We start from the raw sequence: 24127 nt of genomic DNA, 5'->3' as shown, positions 1-24127 counted from the left end.
CCCAACGCCGCGCCAGACGGCCCCACCCAGTTCGACACCCCGGAGGGATACATGCGCAACCGACTGCTCGCCCTGCTGCTCGCCGTGCCGCTCGCGGCCGCTTCGTTCGCCGCCTTCGCCCAGACCCCGGTCGGCAAGTGGACGACCATCGACGACAAGACCGGCAAGCCCAAGTCCGTGGTGGAGATCTACCAGGCCGCCGACGGCAGCCTGGCCGGCAAGGTCAACGAGATCCTGCAATCCGAGCGCGGCCCCAATCCCGTGTGCGACAAATGCTCCGGCGACCGAAAGGACAAGCCGGTCAAGGGCATGGTGATCCTCTGGGGCCTGAAGGCCGACGGCGACGCCTGGGAGGACGGCCAGATCCTCGACCCGGCCAGCGGCAAGCTCTATTCGGCGAAGATCCGCCTGACCGATGGCGGCGAAAAGCTCGAGGTCCGCGGCTTCATCGGCTTCTCGCTGCTGGGCCGCACCCAGGTCTGGGTACGCCGCAGCGAATAGGCGTCCTGTTCCACCGCGTCAACCGCTCAAGGCCCGGGAAACCGGGCCTTTTGCGTGGCGTGCCCCGGCCGCGGCGCGGCCGCGTCGCCGGAGGGCATGCGATAATCCATGACCTTTTTCCAGCCATGCGGTCCCCATGTCACGCGAGTTCGTCGTCACCTGCGCCCTGCCCTACGCCAATGGCCCCCTGCACCTGGGCCACCTGGTCGGCTACATCCAGGGCGACATCTGGTCGCGCGCGCAGCGGCTGTCCGGCCACGCCGCGCACTTCGTCTGCGCCGACGACACCCACGGCACCCCGATCATGCTGGCCGCCGAGAAGGCGGGGATGACGCCCGAGGCGTTCATCGCCGGCATCCAGGCCGGGCACGAGCGCGACTTCGCCGCTTTCGGGGTCGCCTTCGACCATTACGACTCGACCAACTCGCCGCGCAACCGCGACCTGGTCCATGCGATCTACCGCAAGCTCGACGCGGCCGGGCACATCGGGCGCCGCTCCGTCGCCCAGCTGTTCGACCCCGAGAAGGGCATGTTCCTGCCCGACCGCTACGTCAAGGGCACCTGCCCCAACTGCGGCACCGCCGACCAGTACGGCGACAACTGCGAAAACTGCGGCGCGACCTACGCCCCGACCGACCTCAAGTCGCCGCGCTCGGTGCTCAGCGGCGCGACCCCCGAGCTGCGCGAGTCGGAACACTTCTTCTTCGAGGTCGGCCAGTTCGAGGGGTTCCTGCGCGAGTGGATGGCCGGCGACGTCGCCCTGACCGGCGTCAAGGCCAAGCTGCAGGAATGGCTGGACGCCGAGGGCGGGCTGCGCGCCTGGGACATTTCGCGCGACGCGCCGTACTTCGGCTTCCAGATCCCGGACCATCCCGGCAAGTACCTGTACGTGTGGCTGGATGCCCCCATCGGCTACCTGAGCAGCTTCCAGGCCCTGTGCGAGGCGCGCGGCCTGGACTTCGAGGCTTACCTGTCGCCCGACAGCGAGGCCGAGCTGCATCATTTCATCGGCAAGGACATCGTCAACTTCCACGGCCTGTTCTGGCCGGCGGTGCTGCACGGCGCCGGCATGCGCGCGCCGACGCGCCTGCACGTGAACGGCTACCTGACCGTGGACGGCGCGAAGATGTCCAAGTCGCGCGGGACCTTCGTGATGGCCCGCACCTACCTCGACGTGGGCCTGGATCCCGAGGCGCTGCGCTACTACTACGCGGCCAAGACCTCCGGCGGCGTCGACGACATCGACCTGAACCTGGCGGACTTCGTGGCGCGGGTGAACGCCGACCTCGTGGGCAAGTTCGTCAACCTCGCCAGCCGCTGCGCAGGCTTCATCCACAAGCGTTTCGACGGCCTCCTGGCGGACGCGCTGCCGGACCCCGCGATGTACGCGCGCTTCGTCGAACAGCTCGCACCGATCGCGGCCGCCTACGCCCGCAACGAAGCCGCCAGCGCCCTGCGCATGACCATGTCCCTGGCCGACGAGGCCAATCGCTACATCGACGAACACAAGCCCTGGGTGATCGCCAGGGAAGAAGGCGCCGAAGCGCGCCTGCAGGCGGTGTGCACGCAGGCGCTGAACCTGTTCCGCGTGCTCAACACCGCTCTCAAGCCGGTGCTCCCGCGCATCACCGGCGAAGCCGAGGCCTTCCTGTCGGCCCCCGTCGCGCACTGGGAGGGGCTTGCCGCGCCCCTGCTCGGCCACCGCATCGCCGCCTACACGCCCCTGTTCACCCGTATCGACCCCAAGCACATCGACGCCATGACCGAAGCCAGCAAGGAATCCCTGAAGCCCACCGCGGACACCACCCCGGTCGCCACGCCCGCCGCCAAGCCCGTCGCGCCCAAGGCGAACGAGCCTGACGAAGCGCCGGCCACGATCGGCATCGATGACTTCGCGAAGCTGGACCTGCGCATCGGCAAGGTCGTCGCCTGCGAATTCGTCGAGGGCTCGGACAAGCTGCTGCGCTTCGAACTCGACGCCGGCGCGATGGGCCGCCGCCAGATCTTCTCGGGCATCCGCGCGTCCTATCCCGAACCCGGCGCCCTGGTGGGGCGCAACGTGGTGTTCATCGCGAACCTGGCGCCGCGCAAGATGCGCTTCGGCCTGAGCGAGGGCATGATCCTTTCGGCCGGATTCGATGCCGGCCAGCTCGCCCTGCTCGACGCCGATGCGGCCGCCGAGGCCGGTATGCCGGTCCGCTGATGGCGCCCGCGGCCACGACGCCGCCCCTGGTCGAACGCCTCGACCGGCTGCTGCCGCAGACCCAGTGCGGGCAATGCGGCTTCGACGGCTGCCGACCCTATGCCGAGGCGATGGCCGCGGGCACCGCGGGCGTGGAACGCTGCCCGCCGGGCGGAGACGCCGGCGCGCGGGCGCTGGCGCGCTGCCTGGGCGTGGATGCGCGCCCCTACGATCGTACGCGCGGCACTTTTCAGGATCCGGCGCCGGTCGCGGTGGTGGTGGAGGCCGACTGCATCGGCTGCACCAAGTGCATCCAGGCCTGCCCGGTCGATGCCATCATCGGGGCCAGCAAGCTCATGCACGTGGTCATCGAGCCCCTGTGCACCGGGTGCGGGCTCTGCCTGCCCGCCTGCCCCGTCGACTGCATCGAACTGGTCCCGCCGCGCGCGGACGCCCTCGTCCCCTGACGCGGCAGCGACGCGGCAAGCTTGCGCGTCACTCCGCCGAACAGGCGCCGCACATGCGCTCGACGGCATAGCCGGCGGCACTGAGCTTGTCGACCAGGCCGTCCTCGCCCAGCAGGTGCATCGCACCGACCACGACCAGGACATCCTCGTCGCTCCGGTCGTCCAGCATTGCCTGCAATTCCGGCAACCAGGCGTCGTTGCGGGCCACGTTCACGAGCCGGTAGGACTCGGGCGTGCGGGACTTCATCTCGTCGATCGCAAGCGTTTCCAGCAGGCCCGTATCGCCCTGGCGCCAGGCGTCGTGCATCTGGGCGAGTTCCACCCGGGCCTGCGCGGGGTCCTGTACGAACTCCACCAGGCTCTCCACCTGTTCCTCCATCGGCATGCCGTCGAGGGCGGCCAGCTGGGCATCGATCGTCTCCAGGCCGGCGGTCGGCTTGCCCTTGTCCGCCGCCCGCGCGATCAGGTGCTGGTCGAGGCCATGGGTGCTGTCGAAACCCATCGCCTGCGACATTCCCATCACCAGGGACAGGTTGATGAACCACGGCTCGTAGGCCTCGACCGACGCCACCGACTGGCCGCTGGCCCTGAACAGCGCATCGAGCTGCTCCAGCTCCCCGGGCGCCAGCACCTGGCTGAGGCTGCGGCCATCGGCATAACCCGAGGCCTGCAGCATCTTCATCCCGGTCGCCGGATCGGCGAGCGCCGCGGGCGGGATCTCGAACACGACCTCGGATGCCTGGTCGAAGGCCGCGTCGATCTCCGCGGCCGTCGGGTAGTCGCTGGGCTTGAGCAGGTGGAACGAACCCAGCAGGTAGATCGAATTGTCGGCGTCGGAGACTTTCCACAGCAGTGGCACCGGCGGAGTCCCGTCAGGCGCGGCATCGCCCACGGCGGGCTGGGAGGCGGCATCGGCCGGCAGGGCGGCGAGCGGCAGGGTGCAGGCCAGCAGGCCGGCGATGAGCATGGAGCGGATCGGATGCATGCGTGGTCCCTCAGTTCGCGGCTTCGTGGTCGTACTTCTTCTCGCCCGCGGTCACCGCCAGGTCGAGGCGGTTCTCCAGGGGCGGCAGCGGACACGTCGCGAACGGCGTGAACACGCAGGGCGGGTTGTAGGCCTGGTTGAAGTCGATCAGCACGCGCCCGTCCGCGGTGGGCGGATCGGCATACAGGAAGCGCCCCGCGCCGTAGCTCTCGTGCCCGCTGGTGCGGTCGGCGAAGACCAGGAACAGCCTGCCGTCGCCTTCGTCCAGGGCTTCGAGCCGATGGGTCTTGCCGTCGCGCTCGAACTCGACCACGCCGGGATTGGGCGTGTCGTCGAGGGTGCCGATGATGTTGCCCACCGGCAGCGTCGTGCCTGGCGGGTGCGCGGTGAAACGGCCCTCGACCTGCCAGCCCGGGTCGGCGGGCCAGTAGTCCAGGCCCTTGAAGCGGACGCGCGTCGCGGCATCGGCGTGCTTGACCCGCAACGCATAGCGGTCGCCGCGCTTGAGCACGGTGATCAGGCCCTTGCCCTCGTCGAAACCGATGACGCTGGGCCCGGCGGCATCGTCGTCGGCACGGATCGTGGCCGCTCCGGTCATCGGTTCGCCATCGAGCGTGAGCGCAGCGTCCTTGTCGGGAACGAAGCCCAGGCGACCGCCGCGCAGCTCGATCATGCCGACGTGCGCCGGCCCGACGCCCAGGCGGATGCCGTTGTCCGGGTCGCTGCCGAAATAGTGCGGGCCCGGCTCGACCCAATGCAGGCCGACCAGGCTGGTCCAGCCGTCGGGCATGGTCAACGCCTGCACGCGCTGGCGGCGCCAGCGCTGCTGATCGGCCTGGAAGGCCTCGTCCCGTGCACTCATTGCCTTTGCATCCACGTTGTCGCCTTCGTTGTCGTTGCCACAGCCGGCCAGCGCCATGCCCATGGCCAGCAATCCAATCACCACGCTTCCCCTCAGCATCTGCTCATCGCCCTCGCAGGAACCAACGATCGATTTCGGGCAGGCCGAAGCGTGCCCAGGTCGGACGCCCATGATTGCATTGTCCGGAGCGTTCGGTCGCCTCCATCTCGCGCAACAGGGCATTCATCTCCGGCACGGTCAGTCGCCGGTTGGCGCGCACCGCGCCATGGCAGGCCATCGTCGACAGCAGCTCGTCGCGCGCGGCCGCCACCCGCCGCGACTCGCCATGCTCGCGCAGGTCCGCCAGCACGTCGCGCAACAGCGCCTCCACGTCGCCATGGGCCAGCAAGGCCGGCACCGAGCGCAGGGTCAACGACTGCGGACCGCTGCGGGTGACTTCGAAGCCCAGCTCCGCCAGCGTGCCCGCTTCGCGTTCGGCGACATCGGCCTCGCGCTCGGACACCGCCAGGCTCGCGGGCACCAGCAGGGGTTGCGTGCGCAGGCCCTCGCCGTCATGCGCGGCCTTGAGCTTCTCGTAGCCGATCCGCTCGTGCGCGGCATGCATGTCGACCACCACCAGGCCTTCGGCGCTCTCGGCGAGGATGTAGATCCCGTGCAACTGCGCGAGCGCGTAGCCCAGCGGCGGGAGGCTCGCGTCCTCGCCCCGCGGCAGCGACGGCGGCAGCGACGGCGCCTGGGCGGCGGCAGCGCCACCGCCGCCGTAGAGCGACGCATAGGCACTGCGCGCCTCGGCGACCTGCGCCAGTCCGAGCGGCGCCTGGGGCATGTAGCCGCCACCGAAGCCCGCCCCCGGGCCCTGCGCGGCGAAGCCGGCCGGCGCTGCAAGTCCGTCGGCGGGACCGTGCGCGGCACCGGCGCCCGCCTCGACGCCCGCGCGCGTGCCGGCGAGGGCCTCGTGCAGCGTGCGGTAGACGAAGTCGTGGATCAGGCGCGAATCCCGGAACCGCACCTCGTGCTTGGCCGGATGGACGTTGACGTCGACCCGGCGCGGGTCGAGCTCCAGGAACAGCACGTAGGCCGGATGGCGGCCATGGCACAGGACGTCGGAATAGGCCTGCTTCACCGCGTGCGCGATGCTGCGGTCACGCACCGAACGCCCGTTCACGAACAGGTACTGCTGGTCGGTACTGGCGCGGTTGTAGGCCGGCTGCGCGATCCAGCCGTGCAGGCGGAGGCCCGCGGCGGCGTGGTCCACGCGCAGGACGTTGCGGGTGAATTCCTGCCCCAGGGTTTCGTGCAGGCGGGTGTCGGAGAGCAACGAGGGCGCCCCCGCGCCGCCGCCCTCGCCCTTCCAGCGACGCGATGGCTTGCCGTTGTGCGAGACGCGCAGCTCGACGTCCGGTCGCGCCAGCGCCAGCTGGCGCAGCCATTCCTCGATGTGGCCGAGCTCGGTGCGCTCGGCGCGCAGGAACTTGCGGCGCGCCGGCACGTTGAAGAACAGGTCGCGCACCTCGACCGTGGTGCCCTGCGGGTGCGGCCGCGGCATGACCTCGCCGACGCGGCCACCGTCGATCTCGAGCACGCTGCCGTGCTCGGCATCCTCGCGTCGCGTGCTCATCGAGAAGCGACTGACCGAAGCGATCGAGGGCAGCGCCTCGCCGCGGAACCCCAGCGTCGCGACGCCCTCGAGGTCGTCCAGCGACGCGATCTTGCTCGTGGCATGTCGCGATACCGCGAGGGGAAGCTCGTCGGCGGGAATGCCGCTGCCGTTGTCGCGGATGCGGATCAGGCGGACGCCGCCCTCCTCCAGGTCGATGTCGACGCGGCTGGCGCCGGCATCGAGTGCATTCTCGACCAGTTCCTTGACCACCGAGGCAGGGCGTTCGACGACTTCGCCGGCGGCGATCTGGTTGATGAGGGTGTCGGGCAGGGGGCGGATCGTCACGGGCATCGCATCGGCATCATCTCGGAAGGCGGAACGGCACCTCGCGGTGCCGTCCGATGCCTCGATGATAACGAACCCGGCGGTCGCCCATCGCGCGCCAGTCCCCGCTTCGCCTCAGGGGCTGCCGCCGGGCCCGCTTGCGGCGGCCATTTCGGCGCTGGCACGGGCCGCGTACATCGTGCCCGGTGGCGGCTGGCGCTCGAAATAGGTGTTGACGCCCTCCAGCACGGCGCTCGCGAGCTTGCGCTGGTAGCCGGGGTCGGTGAGCAGGCGCTCTTCGTCCGGATTGGAGATGAAACCGGTTTCCACCAGCATCGCCGGCATGTCGGAAGTGCGCAGCACGGCGAAGTTGGCCTGCTCGACCCGGCGCTTCTGGCCGACCCGGCCCAGGCTCTCCAGGACGTGGTCGGCGGCTTCGCCGGAGGCTTTCATCTGCCCGCTCTGGGTCAGGTCTATCAGGACCGAGGCCAGGGTGTTGTTGGTGCTTTCCAGGCGCACGCCGCCGATCAGGTCGGCCGCGTTCTCCTTGTCGGCCAGCCAGCGCGCACGCTGCGACGTGGCGCCACGCAGCGACAGCACGTACACGGACGCGCCGCGGGCCTCGCGGTTCTCGGCGGCATCGGCGTGGATGGAGACGAAGATGTCCGCCTTGACCTGGCGGGCGAGCACGGCACGCCGGTTCAAGGGAATGAACACGTCGCTGTCGCGGGTCAGGAAGGCCTTCAGGCCCGGCGTGGCGTTGATCTGCCGGGCCAGCTCACGGCTGACCGCGAGGGTGACGTCCTTCTCGCGCTTGCCGTTCTTGCCGATCGCCCCCGGATCCTGGCCGCCATGGCCGGGATCGATGGCGATGACCAGCGGCCGCAGCGCGCGCTCGGAGAGCATGCGGCTGACCTGGGCGGGCGTGGGCTGCGCCGGGGCCGGCGCGGGTGCGACGGGCGTGGGCCGGCCGGTGGCGACGGTGGTCGGGATGCCACGCGCCGGCACGCTGGCCGCCATCGTGGTGACCGCGTTGCCGCCGGTTGCCGTCGTCGGCGTCGCGGCGGCCTTCGCCGCCCGCGCGGCCTCGGCGCGCGCGGCCAGCTCACTGATCAGCCGGGTAGTCGCCGCCGACGACGCCGCCCGGTCGGATTCGGCTGCCGTCGAAGGCGGCACGCTGGCAGCCGTGGCCGGGGTCGGCACGTTGCCAGGGGTATTCGTCGAGGCGGCCGGCACGGCTGCAACCGCCGTCGCCGGGGCGGCATCGACGCCGTCGCCGGGCCACTCGAGGACGAGCACCGGACCCTGCGCGCCGGGCTCGACGCGCGGCTTGAGCACGGCGACCGGCTGCGCCAGGTCGAAGACGATACGGGTGGTGCCGGGGACCGGATGGCCGGTACGCACGCTTTTCACCACGCCCGATGGCGCCGGCAGGGCCAGTCCCCTGGCGAGGTCGGAACCGGGGAAGTCCACCACCAGGCGATCGGGACCGGACAGGCTGAGCGTGCTGACCTCGCCCTGCGCGTCCATGACGATCTCGGCACGGGTGCCGGTGGCGCCGGTGCGCAGCTGGAGGTCCTTGATCTGGGCGGCATGCGCGAAGTTCCAGGCCAGGGCGCCCAACAGCGCCAGCCCCATCAGACCCTTCTGCACGGTGGCCCCCTTGATTCGCATGGAGGCTAGTCAAGCACCACTTCCGGGCTTTTGCAAGCCATTTTTTCTTTACGAATCCGTCACCTGCCACGACTTCCTGCGGAAATATTCAGGAAGGGGACGCAACTCGCGCCTTCAACCCGGCACGGCATCCAGCCAGGCGACGCCCCGTGCGCTGGCCGGCACCAGCCGTACCGAGCGCCCGTCGCCGGCCACCGCCAGTTCGATGACCAGGTCGGCCGCGGGCAGTGCGCCCGCCCCCCGTTCGGCCCATTCGACCAGCCACAAGCGGGTCTCGTCGGCATCCAGGCCGAGGAATTCGAGCTCCCCGGCATCGGCGATCCGGTACAGGTCCAGGTGCCAGGCCTCGCCCCCGTCGTCTAGCGGATAGCGTTCGACCAGGGTGTAGGTGGGGCTGCGGATGGTTCCGGTCACGCCCAGCGCGCGCAGCAGCGCCCGGGCCAGGGTCGACTTGCCGGCGCCCAGGTCCCCGCGCAGGTAGACGACCGCCCGCGGTGGCCGTGCGCGGGCCAGCGCCGCGCCCAGCGCCTCGGTGGCGTCGGCGTCGGCGAGGTGGCGTTCGGGTACCGGTTCATGCATGGCGCGGGTCCTGTGGGGACTGGGAGGGATTGCCGAGCCGTCGCAGCCAGGGCATGAGGTCGCTGGGCAGCAGGCCCCGCGCGCCATCGGATGCGGCCGCCGCATCGCCCGCCGCGGCATGCAGCAGTGCGCCCAGGCACGCGGCCTCGAAGGCGCCCAGTCCCTGTCCGCGCAACGCCGCGACCAGGCCGCACAGCACGTCGCCCATGCCGCCCACCGCCATGCCGGGATTGCCGGCGGCGATGATGCGGGCTGTGCGCTCGGGCGCCGCGACGACCGTACCAGCGCCTTTGAGCACCACGGTGCAGCCCCAGCGCTCGACCAGTCGCCCGGCCGCACCGAGTCGATCGGACTGTACCTGGGCCACCGTGCAGCCCAGCAGGCGCGCGGCCTCGCCGGGGTGCGGGGTGAGGATGTCGTCCACCGCAAGCGGGACGGGCCCGGCCGCGAGCAGGTTCAGGCCGTCGGCATCGATGACCCGTGGATGCCGGGTCGCGAGGGCGGCCGCGAACAGCGCGCGCCCCCAGTCCGCCTGCCCCAGGCCGGGACCCAGCGCGACCACGTCGCAGGTCGCCAGCAGGTCGGCCAGGTGGCCCGTCACCGGCATGGCGATCGCGTGCGCCATCGCCTCCGGCAGCCGCGACAGCAACGCGGGTACGTGCGCCGCGCGCGTGGCGACGTCGACCAGGCCGGCGCCCCCGCGCAGGGCGGCCTCGCTGGCCAGCACGATCGCACCGCCATGGCCGTGGTCGCCGCCCACGCACAGGACACGGCCGTTGTGCCCCTTGTGGCTGTCGCGCCGGCGCTGCGGCAACAGGTCCGGCAGGTCGGACGCGACCAGGCAGGTCGCCACCGGCTCCACCCCCGCGAAGTCGACCGCCTCCACGCCCAGGTCGGCCAGGTGGGTCCGCCCCACGCGATCCAGCGCCGCGCCGGTGGCGAGCCCGGCCTTGCGCGCGAGGAACTCGAGGGTGTCGTCGGCGATCACCGCTGGCCCCGGCACCGTGCCCGTCGAGGCATCCACGCCGCTGGGACAGTCGAGCGCGAGCACGGGGATCGACGCGGCATTGACCGCGTCGACGAGGCGCGCGCCCTCGCCGTCGAGGGCGCGCGACAAACCGATCCCGAACAGCGCGTCGACGATCACGTCGGCCACCGGCAGCGCGCCGTCGAAGACCTTCACCTCCCCGCCGGCCTCGAGGAAACGCGCCGCAGCCTCGCGCGCCAGGTCGCTGCCCGGGGCCTGGCCCGGCAGCTGCAGCACGGTCACCCGGCGTCCCGCGGCCTGTGCCAGGCGCGCCAGCTCATGGCCGTCGCCGCCATTGTTGCCCGGCCCGCACGCCACCACGATGTGCATCGCCTGCGGCCACCGCGCCAGCAACAGGTGCCAGCCGGCCTGGCCTGCGCGTCGCATCAACACGGCGGCATCGCCCAGGCGTCGCGCGGCGTTGGCCTCCAGCGTGCGCAGGGCGGTGACGGAATGGAGCGCGGCATCGTGCATGCGTGGATTTTATACTGGCACCCGCATGACCCCGTCGACTGCCCCCGTCCCGCCCGATCCCGATGCCATCGCCGCACGCGTGCGCGCGCTGGCGAAGGCGTTCGGCTTCCAGCGCTGCGGCATCTCGGCGATCGACCTGGACGAGGACGAGGCGCACCTGCGCAGCTGGCTGGCCGAGGGCCTCTACGGGTCGATGGAATGGATGGCCCGACACGGCGACAAGCGCGCGCGGCCGGCCGAACTGGTCCCGGGCACCGTGCGGGTGATCTCGGTGGGCCTGGACTACGGCCGCAACGACGGCGACGAGGCCTGGGACACCCTGGCCAACGGCGAGCGCGCCTATGTCGCGCGCTACGCGCTGGGCCGCGACTACCACAAGCTCATGCGCCAGCGGCTGCAGCGCCTGGCCGACCGCATCGCCGCGGACATCGGCCCGTTCGGGCACCGGGTCTTCGTCGATTCCGCGCCGGTGCTGGAACGCGCGCTGGCGCGCAACGCGGGACTGGGATGGATCGGCAAGCACACCTGCCTGATCGACAAGGACGGCGGCTCGTGGTTCTTCCTGGGCGAGATCTACGTCGACCTGCCCCTGCCGGTCGACCCGCCGGCCAACGCGCATTGCGGCAGTTGCACGCGCTGCATCGATGTCTGCCCGACCGCCGCGATCGTCGCGCCCAACCGGCTGGACGCGCGCCGCTGCATTTCCTACCTGACCATCGAGCACGAGGGCGCGATCCCCGAGGCGCTGCGCAAGCCGATCGGCAACCGCATCTTCGGTTGCGACGACTGCCAGCTGGTGTGTCCGTGGAACAAGTTCGCCCGACGCAGCGACGAGCCCGACTTCCGCGCCCGCAACAACCTCGACCGCGCCAGCCTGGCCGACCTGTTCGCATGGGACGAAGCCGAGTTCCTGCGCCGGACCGAGGGCTCGGCGATACGCCGCAGCGGCCACGAACGCTGGCTGCGCAACATCGCCGTGGCCCTGGGCAACGCCCCGGGGACGCCGGAGGTGGTCGCGGCGCTGCAGTCGCGACGCGACGATGCCAGCGCGCTGGTACGCGAGCACGTGGCCTGGGCACTGGCGCAGCACGGCGACGCCTGAGCGCGGCCGCGCGCATGGCGTGGGCGATCAGTCCTTGCGCAATTCCGCCAGCAGCGCCCGGGTGACCGGATCCTCGGCCTCGGCCTCGCCCGAAAGCGCGGGCAGGAGCCGGCTCGCCAGCTGCTTGCCCAGCTCGACGCCGAACTGGTCGAAGGCGTTGATGTCCCACGCGACCGACTGCAGGTAGACGCTGTGCTCGTACATCGCCAGCAGCGCACCGAGTGCGCGCGGGTCGAGCGTGTCGAGCAGGATCGTCGTCGTCGGCCGGCCGCCGGCGTAGGCGCGGTGCGGATCGTCGCTGGCCTGGCCGTTGGCGAAGGCCTCCGTCTGCGCCAGCAGGTTGGCGTGCAGGGCCCGGTGGTTCTCGACGTGGGGGGTGTCGCCGCGGACGACACCGATGAAGTCGGCGGGAATGATCGACGTCCCCTGGTGCAGCGCCTGGAAGAAGCTGTGCTGGGTGTCGGTGCCCACCCCGCCCCACCACACCGGCACGGTGTCGACCGTCACTGGCGAGCCGTCGCGGCGCGCCGACTTGCCCAGGCTTTCCATCACCAATTGCTGCAGGTAGTTCGACAGCAGTTTCAGGCGGTCGTCGTAAGGCAGCACGGCATGGGTGGCGTGGCCCAGGCCGTTGCGGTTCCACAGGGCGGTGGCCGCGTGCCACGCCGGCAGGTTGCGCTCCAGTGGCGCCTCGATGACGTGCGCGTCCATCTCGGCCGCGCCGGCGAGGAAGGCCTCGAACGCCTCCATGCCGATCGCCAGCGCGATCGGGAAGCCGACCGCCGACCACAGCGAATAGCGACCGCCGACCCAATCCCACATGGGCAGGATGCGCGCGGCGGGAATGCCGAACGCCTCGGCCGGGCGCGCGGTGTTGGCCGAGACGGCGTACAGCCGGCTTGCGGCGGCCTCGCCCATCCACTCGGCCAGCAGGCGCCCGTTGAGCAGGGTTTCCTGTGTGCTGAAGGTCTTGGAGATCAGGATGCCGGCGGTGCGCGCCGGGTCGAGCCCGGCCAGCACGCGACGGGCCGCATGGCCGTCGACATTGGACAGGAAATGCACGCGCGGACGCGCGTCGACGCCCTGCAGCGCGTCGACCGCCAGGCGCGGCCCCAGGTCGGAGCCGCCGATGCCCACGCTGACGATGTCGGTGACGCCACTGGTCTCCAGCGACGCGACCAGCTCGCCCATGCGGGCGCGCGCCTCCAGGGCCTGTGCATGCGCCTCGCGCGCTGCCGGCGCGTCCGAGGCAGCGCCGCGCAGCGCGGTGTGCAGCACCGCGCGGCCTTCGGTCAGGTTGATCGCCTCGCCGTCGAACTGGGCACGCAGACGGCCCGGCGCATCGACCTGGCGCAGCAAGCCGAACAGGGCCTCGAGCGCGGGCCCGTCGTAGCCCTGGCGGGCGAAGTTGGCGTAGATCGGACCGACCCGCAGGGCCAGGTCGGTGGCACGCGACGGCGACCGCGCGACCAGGTCGGCGGTGCGGGCGTGCTTCAGGCGCTCGGCGTGGGCGCGGAGGGTGTCTTCAATCCTGTCCGTGGCGGTCATCGATGGCAGTGGCGGCCGTCAAGCGGCCTGAGCGGGAATCGACTCGTTGGTATGCGTCAATCGGTTCTCGCGGTCAACGTAGACCAAGGTCGGCTTGTATTCCGCCGCCTCGGCCTCGTCGCACTGCCCGTAGGCACAGATGATCACCAGGTCGCCCGGCTGGGCGAGGTGCGCGGCCGCGCCGTTCACCGAGATCACGCCACTGCCTTCTTCGCCGCGGATCGCGTAGGTGACGAAGCGGTGGCCGTTGTTGATGTTGAAGATGTGCACCTGCTCGTATTCGCGGATACCCGAGATATCGAGCAGGCGGCCGTCGATCGCGCACGAGCCTTCGTAGTGCAACTCGGCGTGGGTCACGGATGCGCGGTGGATCTTGGCCTTGAGTACGTTCAGCAGCATGGCGTTCATTCCGTCGCGGGGACGGCAGGTCGACGTGAACCGCTGATTCTAGCAGCCGATGGCGCGCCGCAACATGCCAATGCCCCCAGCGAACCCCCATTCGGGGCCGCACGGGCGCAACGCCGCGGTCCGGCCGCGCCGTCGCGTCAGCGGGGATTCATGAACCGGACTCGAGGTTGTCGATCAGGCGGGTCCTGCCGAGGCGGGCGGCGACCAGGGCCACCCAGGGCGCGCCCTGCACGGCCGGCCCGGAGAGGTCGGTGCGCTGCACGACGGCGTAGTCGACATCGAAGCCCTCCGCGGCCAGGCGCGAGGTCGCCATGCGCTCGACGGACTCGACCGCCCCGCCCGCCTCGAAGGCCTGGCGCATCGCCTGCAAGGTGGCATGGATGGCGGCCGCGCGCGGGCGTTCGGTGGCCGAGAGGTACTGGTTGCGCGAGCTCATCGCCAGTCCGTCGGCCTCGCGCAGTATGGGCGCGGCGACGACCTCGAGCGGGAACGCCAGCTCGCGAACCAGGTAACGGATCACCGCCAGTTGCTGGTAGTCCTTGCGACCGAACACCGCCACGTCGGGCTGGACCTGGTTGAACAGGCGCGCGACCACGGTCGCCACGCCGTCGAAGTGACCGGGGCGATGGGCGCCCTCGAGCACGGCGGTGACGCCCGGCACGACCATGCGGACGGTGCCGTCGATGCCGAAGGGGTACATGGTCTCCACCGACGGCATCCAGACCGCGTCGCAGCCGGCCGCGTCCAGGCCGGCGGCATCGGCGTCGGGCGTGCGCGGGTAGCGCTCGAAATCCTCGCCGGGGCCGAACTGGGTGGGATTGACGAAGACGCTGGCGACCACGCGGTCGGCGCGGGCACGCGCGAGCTCGACGAGCGAGAAGTGCCCCGCGTGCAGGTTGCCCATCGTCGGCACCAGGGCGACGCGAAGGCCCTCGCGCTTCCATCCGGCGACGCGTCCGCGCAGCGCGTCGAGTTCGGTCAGGGTTTCAAGCATCTCGGGCAACGGCCTTCACGTGGCAAGGCCGCCATTGTCGCCGATCCGCTCAGGCGTAGGCATGCTCCGCGTCGGGGAAGCGCCCCTCGCGGACCGCTTCGGCATAGGCCAGCGCCGCCGCCGCGACCGAACCGCCCTCGGCGAGGAAATCCTTGACGAAGCGCGGTCGCCGGTGGCCGCTGTCCAGGCCGAGCATGTCGTGCAGGACCAGCACCTGGCCGTCGCAGCCGGGCCCGGCGCCGATGCCGATCGTGGGGATGTCGAGGTCGGCGGTGATCGCCGCGGCGACACCGCTGGGCACGCATTCGAGCACCAGCATCGACGCCCCCGCGGCCTGGACCGCACGTGCGTCCTCGCGCAGGCGGGCGGCCGCGGCTTCGTCGCGCCCCTGCACCTTGTAACCGCCCAGGCGCAGGACCGATTGCGGCGTCAGGCCCAGGTGGGCGCAGACCGGGATCTCGCGCTCGACCAGGTGGCGGATCACCGCGAGCTTGTGGCCCGCGCCTTCGAGCTTGACCATGCCCGCGCCGGCCTGCAGGAACGCCACCGAAGCCTCGAGCGCACGCACCGGATCGGCGTCCGCGGCGAACGGCAGGTCCGACACCAGCAACGCGCGCGACAACCCGCGGGCGACGCAGGCGGTGTGGTAGGCGATGTCGGCGACGGTCACCGGCAGGGTGCTGTCGCGGCCCTGCACCACCATGCCGAGCGAGTCGCCGACCAGCACCAGGTCGATGCCCGCCGCGTCCAGGGCCCGCGCGAAACCCGCGTCGTAGCAGGTCAGCATGGCCAGCTTGCGCCCCTCGCGCTTGGCGGCGGCCAGTTCGGGCACGGTCCAGGGCTTGCCGGCGGGACGGTCGTCTTTCGATGCGGAGGCGTACATGCGCGGGGGCCTGTGGCTGTGTTCGGGAGGTGTGGCGAGCGGCGGCGCGGGGCCTGGCAGGCGCCCGCGTCCACCCCGGGGGGACTAGCCTATCGCCTCGATGTCGTCGACCGCCATCGTCCGCAGGCGATCACGCGCGGCACCGATGCCGGGGATGGCGACGTCCGGGGCGATCTCGAGCAGGGGCAGCAGCGCGAAGGCGCGCTCGTGCAGGCGCGGGTGCGGGACCTGCAGCCCGGGCAGGTCGATGATGGATTCGCCGTACAGCAACAGGTCGAGATCGAGCACGCGCGGTCCCCAGCGCGGTCCGTCCTGGCGACGGTCGCGGCCGGCCTCGCGCTCGATGTCGAGCATCGTATCGAGCAGGCGTTCCGGTGGGAGGGCGGTGTCGAGCGCGGCGACGGCGTTGATGAAGTCCGGCTGCTCGGCCAGGCCCCATGCCGGGGTCCGGTACAGGCGCGAGGCCGCGACGCAGCGCGTCGAAGGCAGGCGATCGAGCGCCGCCAGACCGGCCCGCACCGCGGCTTCGGCCTCGCCGAGGTTGGCCCCGAGGCCGACATACGCCCGGATGGCGGCGTCCACCGGTCCGGTACCCGGTCAGGGCTTGCGCCGACGGCGGCGACGGCGGCGACGCGGTTCCTCGTCGGCCTCTTCCTCGCGCGCGGCGGCGGCTTCGGCCTGCGCGGCGATCACGTTGGCCGGATCGAGCTGCGCCTCGCGCCAGAACGCCACGTCCGCGGCGTGCTCGTCGGAACCGGCCAGTCGCAGGTTGAGGAAATCGAACGCGGCGCGGAATCGCGGATGCCCCAGCAGCTTGAACATGCGCTTGCGTTGGCGGCTGCCGAAGCGCGACTGCAGCAGCCAGATCTCCTGCATCGGCAGCGAGAAGCGGCGCGGCAGGGCGACCGTGTCGAGCTGGTGCACGGTGACCCGGTCGGCGGCGCGGCGCTGCGCCTCGACCGCATGCATGCCCTGCGACTGCAACTGGTACAGCGCGCGGCAATACGCCGGCCACAGCAACAGCGCGAAGAGGAAGGCCGGCGACACCGGTTCGTCGTTGGCGACGCGTTCGTCGGTGTTGCGAAAGCCGGCCAGCATCACGTTGCGCAGCGCGCCACTGCGGTTGGAGGCCAGCGCGGCGGCGGTCTCGGGCAGCAGCACCGGCAGCAGCCCGTGCCGCTCCAGGCCCAGGAAGCTTTCCACCGCGTGCCCGGAGAGGAACAGCTTGAGGCATTCCTCGAACAGTCGCGCCGGCGCGGAATCGGCGATCAGCGGGGCGAGCCGCTCGATCGGTTCCGCGGTCGCGGTCTCGATCCCGAAGCCGAGCTTCGCGGCCAGGCGCACCGCGCGCAGCATGCGCACCGGGTCCTCGCGGTAGCGGGTCTCCGGGTCGCCGATCAAGCGCATCAGGCGGTTGGCGACGTCGTCGTACCCCCCGGTGTAATCGCGGACCGAGAAGTCCTCGATCGAGTAATACAGGGCATTGGCCGTGAAGTCGCGGCGGATCGCGTCTTCCTCGATGCTGCCGTACACGTTGTCGCGCACCAGGCGCCCGCCCTCGACCTCGCGGTCCCCGCTGCCGTCGTCGGTATTGGCGCGGAAGGTCGCCACTTCGATGATCTCGCGGCCGAACACCACGTGCGCGAGGCGGAAGCGGCGTCCGATGAGCCGGCAGTTGCGGAACAGCTGCTTGACCTGCTCGGGCGTGGCGTCGGTGGCCACGTCGAAGTCCTTCGGGTGGCCGCCCACCAGCAGGTCGCGCACGGCGCCCCCGACCAGATAGCCCGCGAAGCCGGCGTCCCGGAGTCGGTACAGCACGCGCAGCGCACTGGAACTGATGTCCTTGCGCGAGACGCAATGCTGGTCGCGGGGAATGATCCGGAGGCTGGGCTCCGGCGCGAGATTGGCGGTGTCTTGATCGGGTGGCATTCGGGCGGACTTTGCCGCAGCTCAACGAAATGTGAAAGGGCGATGGGAAAGCGTTGCCAAAGGCGACGACAGCCGCCTATACTAGCAGGACGCAGACAGTCTTGACGGATTGCCTCGGAACACTGCTCCCTTCGTCTAGAGGCCTAGGACACGACCCTCTCACGGTTGGAACAGGGGTTCGAATCCCCTAGGGAGTACCAGATACCGGAAGGCCCGCGCAGCGATGCGCGGGCCTTTCTGGTTTCCAGGCCCCGTGCGGCACGGTCCACGGGGCAAGCGCTGGGCTTCGCCCGCGCCGCCCGATAAAATGCCCCGGTCCAGCCAAGGAACACGCCATGCCCTTCGTCGTCACCGAAAACTGCATCAAGTGCAAGTACACCGACTGCGTCGAGGTGTGCCCGGTCGACTGCTTCCACGAGGGACCCAATTTCCTGGTGATCGACCCCGACGAGTGCATCGACTGCACCCTGTGCGAGCCCGAGTGCCCGATCAACGCGATCTACCCCGAAGACGACGTCCCCGCCGGGCAGGAGGGCTTCGTCTCGCTCAACGCCGAGCTGTCCCGCGCCTGGCCGGTCATCACCACGCGCAAGGAACCGCTGCCCGACGCCAAGGAGTGGGAAGGCAAGCCGGACAAGCTGCCCCTGCTGGAACGCTGAGGCCGGCCCACGCGGACCGTACGCAAGAAGGGCGCCCGTGGGCGCCCTTCTTCGTTGCACCGCCGGTGGCCGGCGGGTCTATCGGCCGCCGAGCGCGGTCTGCAGCATGCCGACCAGCTCCGTCGGCGCTTCGCCCGACGCCGGCACGCCACGCGGATCGACCGCCGAGACGTAGGCCCCGCCCTCGATCTCGCTGACGCGGACCAGGAAGTTGCTGCCCTTGTACTCGACGTCGTAAGCGCCCAGCAGCTGGGCGCGACTGGCGATGCGCACGCCGTCGATGGCTTCCAGCGCCGTGCCCACGTTGCCGAACACCTCGTCGCGCGTGCCCGTCGCGTTGAAGCCCAGCGCAGCCGGACCGGGCGCGCGCTTGGCGGCGGCCACCGCGCTGGCGGTCGCACTGCCTTCGACCGGCGCCGCGTTCTCGTCGGGCAGCGGCGGCGGCACTTCCAGCGGGCGCAACGCGGGATCACCGGCGTACAGGTCGCTGGACCGGCGAAGCCAGCTGCAGCCGGCCGTGGCCACGAGGGCGGCCATGAGGGCGCTGGCCAGCAGGGCGCGGGAAATGCTCAGGGGTGGGGACATCGGACTCTCCAGGTTCGGGATTGGTGGCGGCGGCTCAGGCCGCGACCGGCTTGTCGCACTCGGCCTCGATCCCACGGATCGACGCCGACATGGCCATGGCGGCGTCCTGGTGCCGGGCCGACAGCACCTGCAGGGGCAGGCGCAATTCGTGGCCGACGCCCTGCAGGGCCAGCAGCGCCTTGACCGGGATCGGGTTGGACTCTACCCCAAGGAACTCGTAGGCGGCCTGAAGGCGTGCATCCCAGGCCATGGCGTCCTCGCGTCGACCGGCCAGGGCGAGGTCGCAGAGCCGTCGGAACGCCGCCGGCAGCACGTTGGACGCGACCGAGACCACGCCACGGGCACCGGCCAGCATGGCCCGGCAGGCGGTGGGGTCGTCGCCGCTGAGCACGGCGAAGCCGGCATCCTGCAGTTCGAGCAGCGCCTGCATGCGCTCGGGCTCGGCCCGGGCTTCCTTGATCGCGACGATGCGCGGATGCCCCGCCAGTTCGGCCACCGTCGCCGGCAGCATGTCGCACCCCGTCCGCCCGGGCACGTTGTAGAGCACCAGCGGCAGGGCGCCGTCGTCCGCGATCGCGCGGTAATGCGCGACCAGGCCGGCCTGGGTCGGGCGCACGTAGGGCGGGGTCACCACCAGGGCCGCATCCGCGCCGAGCGCGGCGGCGCGGCGGGTCTGCTCGATCGTCTTGGACGTGTTGGACTGGCCCGTGCCCACCAGCACCGGCACCTTGCCGGCGACGAACTCGACCGCGCTGCGCAGCAACAGGTCGAACTCGGCGTCGTACAGCGCCGCCGCCTCGCCGGTGGAACCGGCGACCACGATGCCCTGGGTGCCCGAATCGAGCTGCTGGGCCAGCAGGCGACGCCAGGCGTCGATGTCGATTTCGCGGGCGACGTCGAACGGCGTCGCCAGCGCAGTGATGCTGCCGGAAAGTTGCAAGGTGCGGACCTGTGTCGGGTGGGTGCCGGGCGGCGCCCGGGGAGCCTTGGGGACGGCGCGGGACGCGCGCCGGTGTGTGCCGATGTTACTTGCGGCGCAAAAGCGCGGGCAAGTATGCTGGCCGAAACCCGGTCGGGTCCGGTGCACGCCGCCAAGGCAGGCCCGGCGACCCGCCCCGGCCGCCACGCGCTCCACCCCGTTCATTTCCCCACAGGCGCCGTCTTGACCGATCCCGCTTCCCGACCGTCGCCCCACGAGAACCACCTCCTGATCAACGCCTACACGACGCATCCGGAATCCCCGCTGCTGTCGGTGTCGCGCCGCATCAGCGACAGTGGCTGCAACCTCGTCGATGCCCGCCTCTCCACCGTCGGTCGCGACGTCTCGGTCACGGCCCTGGCGGTCGGGTCCTGGGACGCGGTGGCCAAGCTCGAGGCCATGCTGACCCGCCTCGAGCGCGAGGAGGGCCTGAAGCTGATCTGGTACCGCACCGGCGCCAAGCAGGCGCAGTCGAACCTGCTGCCCTACATCGTCGAGGTGGTGGCCGCCGACAAGCCCGGCATCCTGTTCCAGCTGGCGGACTTCTTCGACCGCCAGGGCATCACCATCGAAAGCCTGCACTGTTCGCGCTATCGTGCCATGCAGACGGGCGCCGACATGTTCTCCGCGCAGGTCACCGTGGGCGTGCCGTCGAACATGCACATCGCGGCGCTGAGGGACGACTTCCTGGAGTTCTGCGACCACTTGAACCTCGACGCCATCATGGACCCGATGAAGTTCTGAAGAGCCCGATGACCCAGACCGCCGAAGAAGGCAGGAAACTGCCCGCCAAGACCCTGAAGCTGCCGCTGGCGCTGTCCGGCGGCGGGACCACCACCCTGGGCGAGCATGCCGGCCAATGGCGGGTGCTCTACTTCTACCCCAAGGACAGCACTCCGGGCTGCACCACCGAAGGCCTCGACTTCAACGCCCTGCTGCCGGAGTTCAGGCGCCTGGGCGCGACGGTCCTGGGCGTGTCGCGCGACTCGGTGCGCTCGCACGACAATTTCGTCGCCAAGCAGGGCTTCGACTTCCCGCTGGTGAGCGACGCGGACGAAGCCCTCTGCCAGGCCTTCGACGTGATCCGGGAAAAGAACATGTACGGTCGCAAGGTGCTGGGCATCGAGCGCAGCACGTTCCTGGTCGACCCCAGCGGTGTCATCGCGCGGTCATGGCGGAAGGTGAAAGTCGCCGGCCATGCGCAGGCCGTACTCGACGCACTGAAGGCTGCATCCACGCAGTGACCCACGCCGCCCTCCACTGCTTCCGCCGTCCCGCCACGCGGGCCACGGCGGCTTTGCCGTGCGCGGGCGCGCGCGCCCTGCCCCACCCAACCCGCCGCAGAACCAGGAAGTCCGCATGACGCGAAGCAAGCGTATCTATGTGCTCGACACCAATGTCCTGATGCACGACCCCACCGCGCTGTTCAAGTTCGAGGAGCACGACGTCTTCCTGCCCATGCAGGTCATCGAAGAGCTGGACAACGGCAAGAAGGGCACGTCGGAGGCGAGCCGCAACGCCCGCCAGGTCAGCCGGTTCCTCAACGAGCTGATCGAGACCCAGGGCGGCCGCGACGGCAGCATCCACGAGGGCATCACCCTCGCCCACCCGCAGGGGCTGCAGCTGCGCAGCGCGCAGAGCAGCGGGCGGCTGCTGTTCCAGACCGACAATTTCGATGCCGGCAAGCGCTTCGGCGCGGTGGTGCCCGACAACGCGATCCTGGGCGCGATCCTCGCGCTGAAGGAAGCCGAGCCCGACACCCCGGTGGTGTTCGTCTCCAAGGACATCAACCTGCGCATCAAGGCGTCCATCGCCGGCATCGCCTCGGAGGACTACGAGAACGACCGCGCACTGGACGACTTCAGCCTCCTGTATTCGGGCGCCACCGCCTTGCCGGAGGACTTCTGGCAGAAGTACGGCAAGGAGCTCAGGTCCTGGACCGACAAGGGCCGCACCTACTACGAGATCGCCCGCGGCGAGGACGAGGAGTGGTACCCGAACCAGTTCCTGTACCTGCCCGGCGACGACGAGTCGGAGATGAAGGTCGTGCGCGTGGAAGGCGACAAGGTCGTCCTGCAGATCGTCGACGACTACCGGCACAGCCAGCATGCGGTCTGGGGCATCCTGGCGCGCAACCGCGAGCAGAACTTCGCCCTCAACGCCCTGATGGATCCCGACATCGACTTCGTCACCCTGCTGGGCACCGCCGGCACCGGCAAGACCCTGCTGGCGCTGGCCGCGGGCCTGGCGCAGACGATGGACCAGCAACGCTACCGCGAGATCATCATGACCCGCGCCACCGTCAGCGTCGGCGAGGACATCGGCTTCCTGCCCGGCACGGAGGAGGAGAAGATGACGCCGTGGATGGGCGCGCTCACCGACAACCTCGAGGTGCTGACGCACAACCAAGAAGGCGGCAGCTGGGGACGGGCGGCCACCAACGACCTGCTCGCCAGCCGGATCAAGATCCGCTCGATGAACTTCATGCGCGGACGCACCTTCCTCAGCCGCTGGCTGATCCTGGACGAAGCGCAGAACCTCACGCCCAAGCAGATGAAGACGCTGATCACCCGCGCCGGCCCCGGTACCAAGATCGTCTGCCTGGGCAACGTCGAACAGATCGACACGCCCTACCTGACCGAGACCACCTCGGGACTCACCTACGCGGTGGACCGCTTCAAGAACTGGGAGCACAGCGCCAGCGTCACCCTCCGGCGCGGCGAGCGCTCGCGGCTGGCCGACCACGCCTCCGAAGTGCTGTGACCGCGTCCCGGACGACGCCCGCCGGGGCCCGGCGACGATGATCGCCCGGCTCCCGGCATGGGTCTGGCTGGGGGCCGGCGGGCTCGCGGTGGTCGCCGGCCAGGTGAACGTCGTCGGCTACCTGGGCTTCGAACACCTGGCCCTCAGTCACCTCACCGGGACCACCAGCCTGCTGGGCGCCGCCATCGCCGGTGGCGACGCGCGCGCCAGCCTGCACCTGCTGGCGATGATCGCCGCCTTCGTGGCCGGCGCGGTCCTGAGCGGCGTGCTTGTCCAGGACAGCACGCTCAGGCTCGGCCGCCGATACGGCGTGGCACTGCTGGTCGAGGCGGGCCTGCTGGCGGTCGCCGTGCCGCTGCTGCAGCGCCACGCGATCGCCGGCGCGGCACTGGCCGCGATGGCCTGCGGCCTGCAGAACGCGATGACCGCGACCTATTCGGGCACCCTCGTACGAACTTCCCACCTGACCGGCATGTTCACCGACCTGGGGGTCTTCCTCGGCCATCGCCTGCGCGGCCTGCCCGCCGAACCGCGCCGACTGTGGCTGTGCCTGGCCATCATCGCCGGCTTCCTCGCGGGCGGCGTGTCCGGTGCCCTGCTCCACGCGCACTTCGGCTACGCGACCCTCTACCTGCCCGCCGCGGCGACCGGCGTCGTCGGCGCAACCTACATCGTCTGTCGCATGCGGAGGCCGGGCACGGGCAGAATGGCGCCATGACATACGATTCGCGACCGCCGAGCGCGCTCACCATCGCCGGCTCCGACTCCGGCGGCGGCGCCGGGATCCAGGCCGACCTGAAGACCTTCGCCGCCCATGGCGTGCACGGCCTGAGCGCGATCGCCGCGCTCACCGCCCAGCACACGCGCGGCGTCACCGCGGTGGAAGTACCGCCCAATGGTTTCCTGGTGGCGCAGATCGATGCGTGCTTCGACGACTTCCGCGTCGAGGCGGTCAAACTCGGCATGCTGGCCACCGCCGGCGTGATCGAAGCCGTGGCCCGCGCGCTCGACGCGCGCGGCGGCAGGGGCCCGGTCCTCGACCCGGTGATGGTCGCCACCTCCGGCGCGAAGCTGCTGGCCGACGACGCGCTGGTCGCGCTCAGGGAAAGGCTACTGCCCGGCTGCCGGGTGCTGACGCCGAACCTGCCGGAAGCCGAACTGCTGCTGGGCTGGCGCATACCGTCGCTGGAGGCCATGCATGATGCCTGCGCCGCCCTGCGCGCGCTGGGCGCTGAAGCGGTGCTGCTCAAGGGCGGCCACCTGGAAGGCGGCGGCCCAAGGGTGGTCGACCTGTTCGCCGACGCGTCGGGCACCCGGGCATTCGAGCACGCCCGCCTCCAGGTCGACGCGCACGGCACCGGCTGCACGCTCGCCTCGGCGGTCGCCGCCCAGCTCGCGCTCGGCCTCGACCCGGGCCACGCCTGCGCGCGTGCCACCGACTACGTGCATCGCGCACTGCTCGGGGGCTACCGTCCCGGGCGCGGCGATATCATGGTGCTCGACCATTTCGGCGCCGCCCCGTCCCATGAGCCCTGACCCCCACCCGCCCGCGGCCCTCGCGCCGCCGTTGTCGCTGCACCTGCGCTGCAAGGTGGAGGGCGG

At 70.9% G+C, this 24127-nt stretch carries 24 protein-coding genes and 1 tRNA gene; 11 read left to right on the top strand and 14 right to left on the bottom strand.

Translation table 11 applies throughout. The features are described from left to right. Positions 1 to 51 precede the first annotated feature (51 nt). From H4F98_RS08675 to rnfB, 3 genes are all read left to right on the top strand, one after another. Complete coding sequence (locus H4F98_RS08675; RefSeq protein WP_182686794.1) at positions 52 to 501, top strand: DUF2147 domain-containing protein; 450 nt, start codon at positions 52 to 54, stop codon at positions 499 to 501. 136 nt (positions 502 to 637) lie between these two features. Beyond that, a complete protein-coding gene (metG, locus tag H4F98_RS08670; protein ID WP_182686792.1) occupies positions 638 to 2704 on the top strand; it encodes a methionine--tRNA ligase in 2067 nt (688 codons plus the stop codon). Beyond that, positions 2704 to 3150: an Rnf electron transport complex subunit RnfB gene (gene rnfB, locus H4F98_RS08665; RefSeq protein ID WP_182686790.1), complete on the top strand. Its 447-nt coding sequence runs from the start codon at positions 2704 to 2706 to the stop codon at positions 3148 to 3150. The genes metG and rnfB overlap by 1 nt, the downstream gene beginning before the upstream one ends. A 28-nt stretch (positions 3151 to 3178) precedes the next feature. On the opposite strand, the gene H4F98_RS08660 is transcribed toward rnfB, so the two are convergent. From H4F98_RS08660 to H4F98_RS08635, 6 genes are all read right to left on the bottom strand, one after another. Further along, a complete protein-coding gene (locus H4F98_RS08660; protein WP_182686788.1) occupies positions 3179 to 4135 on the bottom strand; it encodes a TraB/GumN family protein in 957 nt (318 codons plus the stop codon). Positions 4136 to 4145: 10 nt separating this feature from the next. Beyond that, positions 4146 to 5096, bottom strand: coding sequence for a DUF1684 domain-containing protein (locus H4F98_RS08655; RefSeq protein WP_182686786.1), 951 nt, complete (start codon positions 5094 to 5096; stop codon positions 4146 to 4148). Positions 5097 to 5100: 4 nt separating this feature from the next. Further along, complete coding sequence (gene mutL / locus H4F98_RS08650; protein ID WP_182686784.1) at positions 5101 to 6942, bottom strand: DNA mismatch repair endonuclease MutL; 1842 nt, start codon at positions 6940 to 6942, stop codon at positions 5101 to 5103. 114 nt (positions 6943 to 7056) lie between these two features. Continuing rightward, the gene (locus H4F98_RS08645; RefSeq protein WP_425487586.1) at positions 7057 to 8595 is read right to left on the bottom strand and encodes an N-acetylmuramoyl-L-alanine amidase; all 1539 of its coding nucleotides are present in this window, start codon (positions 8593 to 8595) and stop codon (positions 7057 to 7059) included. Between the two features lie 114 nt (positions 8596 to 8709). Further along, a complete protein-coding gene (gene tsaE, locus H4F98_RS08640; RefSeq protein WP_182686782.1) occupies positions 8710 to 9174 on the bottom strand; it encodes a tRNA (adenosine(37)-N6)-threonylcarbamoyltransferase complex ATPase subunit type 1 TsaE in 465 nt (154 codons plus the stop codon). Continuing rightward, positions 9167 to 10675 carry an NAD(P)H-hydrate dehydratase gene (locus H4F98_RS08635; protein ID WP_182686780.1) on the bottom strand — a complete coding sequence of 503 codons (1509 nt, stop codon included), beginning with the start codon at positions 10673 to 10675 and terminating at the stop codon, positions 9167 to 9169. The genes tsaE and H4F98_RS08635 overlap by 8 nt, the downstream gene beginning before the upstream one ends. A 25-nt stretch (positions 10676 to 10700) precedes the next feature. Here H4F98_RS08635 and queG point away from each other — a divergent pair, with 25 nt between their 5' ends. Then, positions 10701 to 11777 (top strand): tRNA epoxyqueuosine(34) reductase QueG, encoded by a 1077-nt coding sequence (gene queG, locus H4F98_RS08630; RefSeq protein WP_182686778.1) that lies wholly within the window; start codon positions 10701 to 10703, stop codon positions 11775 to 11777. A gap of 27 nt (positions 11778 to 11804) precedes the next feature. On the opposite strand, the gene pgi is transcribed toward queG, so the two are convergent. The 6 genes from pgi to pcnB form a co-directional block, all read right to left on the bottom strand. Beyond that, positions 11805 to 13325, bottom strand: a complete 1521-nt coding sequence (gene pgi / locus H4F98_RS08625) for a glucose-6-phosphate isomerase (protein WP_182686776.1) — start codon at positions 13323 to 13325, stop codon at positions 11805 to 11807. An 18-nt stretch (positions 13326 to 13343) separates the two neighbouring features. Beyond that, a complete protein-coding gene (gene panD / locus H4F98_RS08620) occupies positions 13344 to 13724 on the bottom strand; it encodes an aspartate 1-decarboxylase (protein ID WP_141519203.1) in 381 nt (126 codons plus the stop codon). 157 nt (positions 13725 to 13881) lie between these two features. Then, a complete protein-coding gene (gene panC / locus H4F98_RS08615) occupies positions 13882 to 14727 on the bottom strand; it encodes a pantoate--beta-alanine ligase (protein ID WP_182687011.1) in 846 nt (281 codons plus the stop codon). 49 nt (positions 14728 to 14776) lie between these two features. After that, positions 14777 to 15610 (bottom strand): 3-methyl-2-oxobutanoate hydroxymethyltransferase, encoded by an 834-nt coding sequence (gene panB, locus H4F98_RS08610; protein WP_182686774.1) that lies wholly within the window; start codon positions 15608 to 15610, stop codon positions 14777 to 14779. A gap of 84 nt (positions 15611 to 15694) precedes the next feature. Beyond that, entirely contained in the window at positions 15695 to 16192 is a 498-nt protein-coding gene (folK, locus tag H4F98_RS08605) for a 2-amino-4-hydroxy-6-hydroxymethyldihydropteridine diphosphokinase (RefSeq protein ID WP_182686772.1), read from the bottom strand. Positions 16193 to 16207: 15 nt separating this feature from the next. Continuing rightward, a complete protein-coding gene (gene pcnB / locus H4F98_RS08600; RefSeq protein ID WP_182686770.1) occupies positions 16208 to 17539 on the bottom strand; it encodes a polynucleotide adenylyltransferase PcnB in 1332 nt (443 codons plus the stop codon). A gap of 124 nt (positions 17540 to 17663) precedes the next feature. Here pcnB and H4F98_RS08595 point away from each other — a divergent pair. Both H4F98_RS08595 and fdxA read left to right on the top strand, forming a co-directional pair. Then, positions 17664 to 17739, top strand: a tRNA-Glu gene (locus tag H4F98_RS08595). Positions 17740 to 17874: 135 nt separating this feature from the next. Then, positions 17875 to 18198: a ferredoxin FdxA gene (gene fdxA / locus H4F98_RS08590; RefSeq protein ID WP_182686768.1), complete on the top strand. Its 324-nt coding sequence runs from the start codon at positions 17875 to 17877 to the stop codon at positions 18196 to 18198. 78 nt (positions 18199 to 18276) lie between these two features. Here the strand turns inward: fdxA and H4F98_RS08585 are convergent, their stop codons facing one another. Both H4F98_RS08585 and dapA read right to left on the bottom strand, forming a co-directional pair. After that, on the bottom strand, positions 18277 to 18783 hold the full coding sequence (locus H4F98_RS08585) for a hypothetical protein (RefSeq protein WP_182686765.1): 507 nt from the start codon (positions 18781 to 18783) through the stop codon (positions 18277 to 18279). 34 nt (positions 18784 to 18817) lie between these two features. After that, positions 18818 to 19723 carry a 4-hydroxy-tetrahydrodipicolinate synthase gene (gene dapA, locus H4F98_RS08580; protein WP_182686763.1) on the bottom strand — a complete coding sequence of 302 codons (906 nt, stop codon included), beginning with the start codon at positions 19721 to 19723 and terminating at the stop codon, positions 18818 to 18820. A gap of 114 nt (positions 19724 to 19837) precedes the next feature. Between dapA and H4F98_RS08575 the strand changes: the two genes are divergently transcribed. From H4F98_RS08575 to thiD, 5 genes are all read left to right on the top strand, one after another. Continuing rightward, positions 19838 to 20506 (top strand): glycine cleavage system transcriptional repressor, encoded by a 669-nt coding sequence (locus H4F98_RS08575; RefSeq protein ID WP_425487585.1) that lies wholly within the window; start codon positions 19838 to 19840, stop codon positions 20504 to 20506. Between the two features lie 8 nt (positions 20507 to 20514). Next, positions 20515 to 21006 (top strand): peroxiredoxin, encoded by a 492-nt coding sequence (locus H4F98_RS08570; RefSeq protein WP_182686761.1) that lies wholly within the window; start codon positions 20515 to 20517, stop codon positions 21004 to 21006. A gap of 115 nt (positions 21007 to 21121) precedes the next feature. Next, positions 21122 to 22525 (top strand): PhoH family protein, encoded by a 1404-nt coding sequence (locus tag H4F98_RS08565; RefSeq protein WP_182686759.1) that lies wholly within the window; start codon positions 21122 to 21124, stop codon positions 22523 to 22525. A gap of 37 nt (positions 22526 to 22562) precedes the next feature. Then, the gene (locus tag H4F98_RS08560; protein ID WP_182686757.1) at positions 22563 to 23243 is read left to right on the top strand and encodes a YoaK family protein; all 681 of its coding nucleotides are present in this window, start codon (positions 22563 to 22565) and stop codon (positions 23241 to 23243) included. Beyond that, on the top strand, positions 23240 to 24061 hold the full coding sequence (gene thiD / locus H4F98_RS08555) for a bifunctional hydroxymethylpyrimidine kinase/phosphomethylpyrimidine kinase (protein ID WP_182686755.1): 822 nt from the start codon (positions 23240 to 23242) through the stop codon (positions 24059 to 24061). Before H4F98_RS08560 ends, thiD begins: the two co-directional genes overlap by 4 nt. Positions 24062 to 24127: the final 66 nt, after the last annotated feature.

This window comes from Marilutibacter spongiae (assembly GCF_014145325.1).
Classification (GTDB): Bacteria; Pseudomonadota; Gammaproteobacteria; order Xanthomonadales; family Xanthomonadaceae; genus Marilutibacter; species Marilutibacter spongiae.
This window is presented reverse-complemented; position numbering and strand designations above follow the sequence as displayed.

What these genes read in the sequence shown, in the direction of transcription:
- rnfB (WP_182686790.1), top strand. Translation starts at nt 2,704, where the DNA reads ATGGCGCCCGCGGCCACGACGCCGCCCCTGGTCGAACGCCTCGACCGG.
- H4F98_RS08660 (WP_182686788.1), bottom strand. Translation starts at nt 4,135, where the DNA reads ATGCATCCGATCCGCTCCATGCTCATCGCCGGCCTGCTGGCCTGCACC.
- H4F98_RS08575 (WP_425487585.1), top strand. Translation starts at nt 19,838, where the DNA reads ATGCTGGCCGAAACCCGGTCGGGTCCGGTGCACGCCGCCAAGGCAGGC.
- thiD (WP_182686755.1), top strand. Translation starts at nt 23,240, where the DNA reads ATGACATACGATTCGCGACCGCCGAGCGCGCTCACCATCGCCGGCTCC.
- fdxA (WP_182686768.1), top strand. Translation starts at nt 17,875, where the DNA reads ATGCCCTTCGTCGTCACCGAAAACTGCATCAAGTGCAAGTACACCGAC.
- H4F98_RS08560 (WP_182686757.1), top strand. Translation starts at nt 22,563, where the DNA reads ATGATCGCCCGGCTCCCGGCATGGGTCTGGCTGGGGGCCGGCGGGCTC.
- pgi (WP_182686776.1), bottom strand. Translation starts at nt 13,325, where the DNA reads ATGACCGCCACGGACAGGATTGAAGACACCCTCCGCGCCCACGCCGAG.
- H4F98_RS08655 (WP_182686786.1), bottom strand. Translation starts at nt 5,096, where the DNA reads ATGCTGAGGGGAAGCGTGGTGATTGGATTGCTGGCCATGGGCATGGCG.
- queG (WP_182686778.1), top strand. Translation starts at nt 10,701, where the DNA reads ATGACCCCGTCGACTGCCCCCGTCCCGCCCGATCCCGATGCCATCGCC.
- H4F98_RS08645 (WP_425487586.1), bottom strand. Translation starts at nt 8,595, where the DNA reads ATGCGAATCAAGGGGGCCACCGTGCAGAAGGGTCTGATGGGGCTGGCG.
- H4F98_RS08570 (WP_182686761.1), top strand. Translation starts at nt 20,515, where the DNA reads ATGACCCAGACCGCCGAAGAAGGCAGGAAACTGCCCGCCAAGACCCTG.
- pcnB (WP_182686770.1), bottom strand. Translation starts at nt 17,539, where the DNA reads ATGCCACCCGATCAAGACACCGCCAATCTCGCGCCGGAGCCCAGCCTC.
- H4F98_RS08585 (WP_182686765.1), bottom strand. Translation starts at nt 18,783, where the DNA reads ATGTCCCCACCCCTGAGCATTTCCCGCGCCCTGCTGGCCAGCGCCCTC.
- panC (WP_182687011.1), bottom strand. Translation starts at nt 14,727, where the DNA reads ATGCTTGAAACCCTGACCGAACTCGACGCGCTGCGCGGACGCGTCGCC.
- panB (WP_182686774.1), bottom strand. Translation starts at nt 15,610, where the DNA reads ATGTACGCCTCCGCATCGAAAGACGACCGTCCCGCCGGCAAGCCCTGG.
- panD (WP_141519203.1), bottom strand. Translation starts at nt 13,724, where the DNA reads ATGCTGCTGAACGTACTCAAGGCCAAGATCCACCGCGCATCCGTGACC.
- H4F98_RS08675 (WP_182686794.1), top strand. Translation starts at nt 52, where the DNA reads ATGCGCAACCGACTGCTCGCCCTGCTGCTCGCCGTGCCGCTCGCGGCC.
- H4F98_RS08565 (WP_182686759.1), top strand. Translation starts at nt 21,122, where the DNA reads ATGACGCGAAGCAAGCGTATCTATGTGCTCGACACCAATGTCCTGATG.
- tsaE (WP_182686782.1), bottom strand. Translation starts at nt 9,174, where the DNA reads ATGCATGAACCGGTACCCGAACGCCACCTCGCCGACGCCGACGCCACC.
- metG (WP_182686792.1), top strand. Translation starts at nt 638, where the DNA reads ATGTCACGCGAGTTCGTCGTCACCTGCGCCCTGCCCTACGCCAATGGC.
- H4F98_RS08635 (WP_182686780.1), bottom strand. Translation starts at nt 10,675, where the DNA reads ATGCACGATGCCGCGCTCCATTCCGTCACCGCCCTGCGCACGCTGGAG.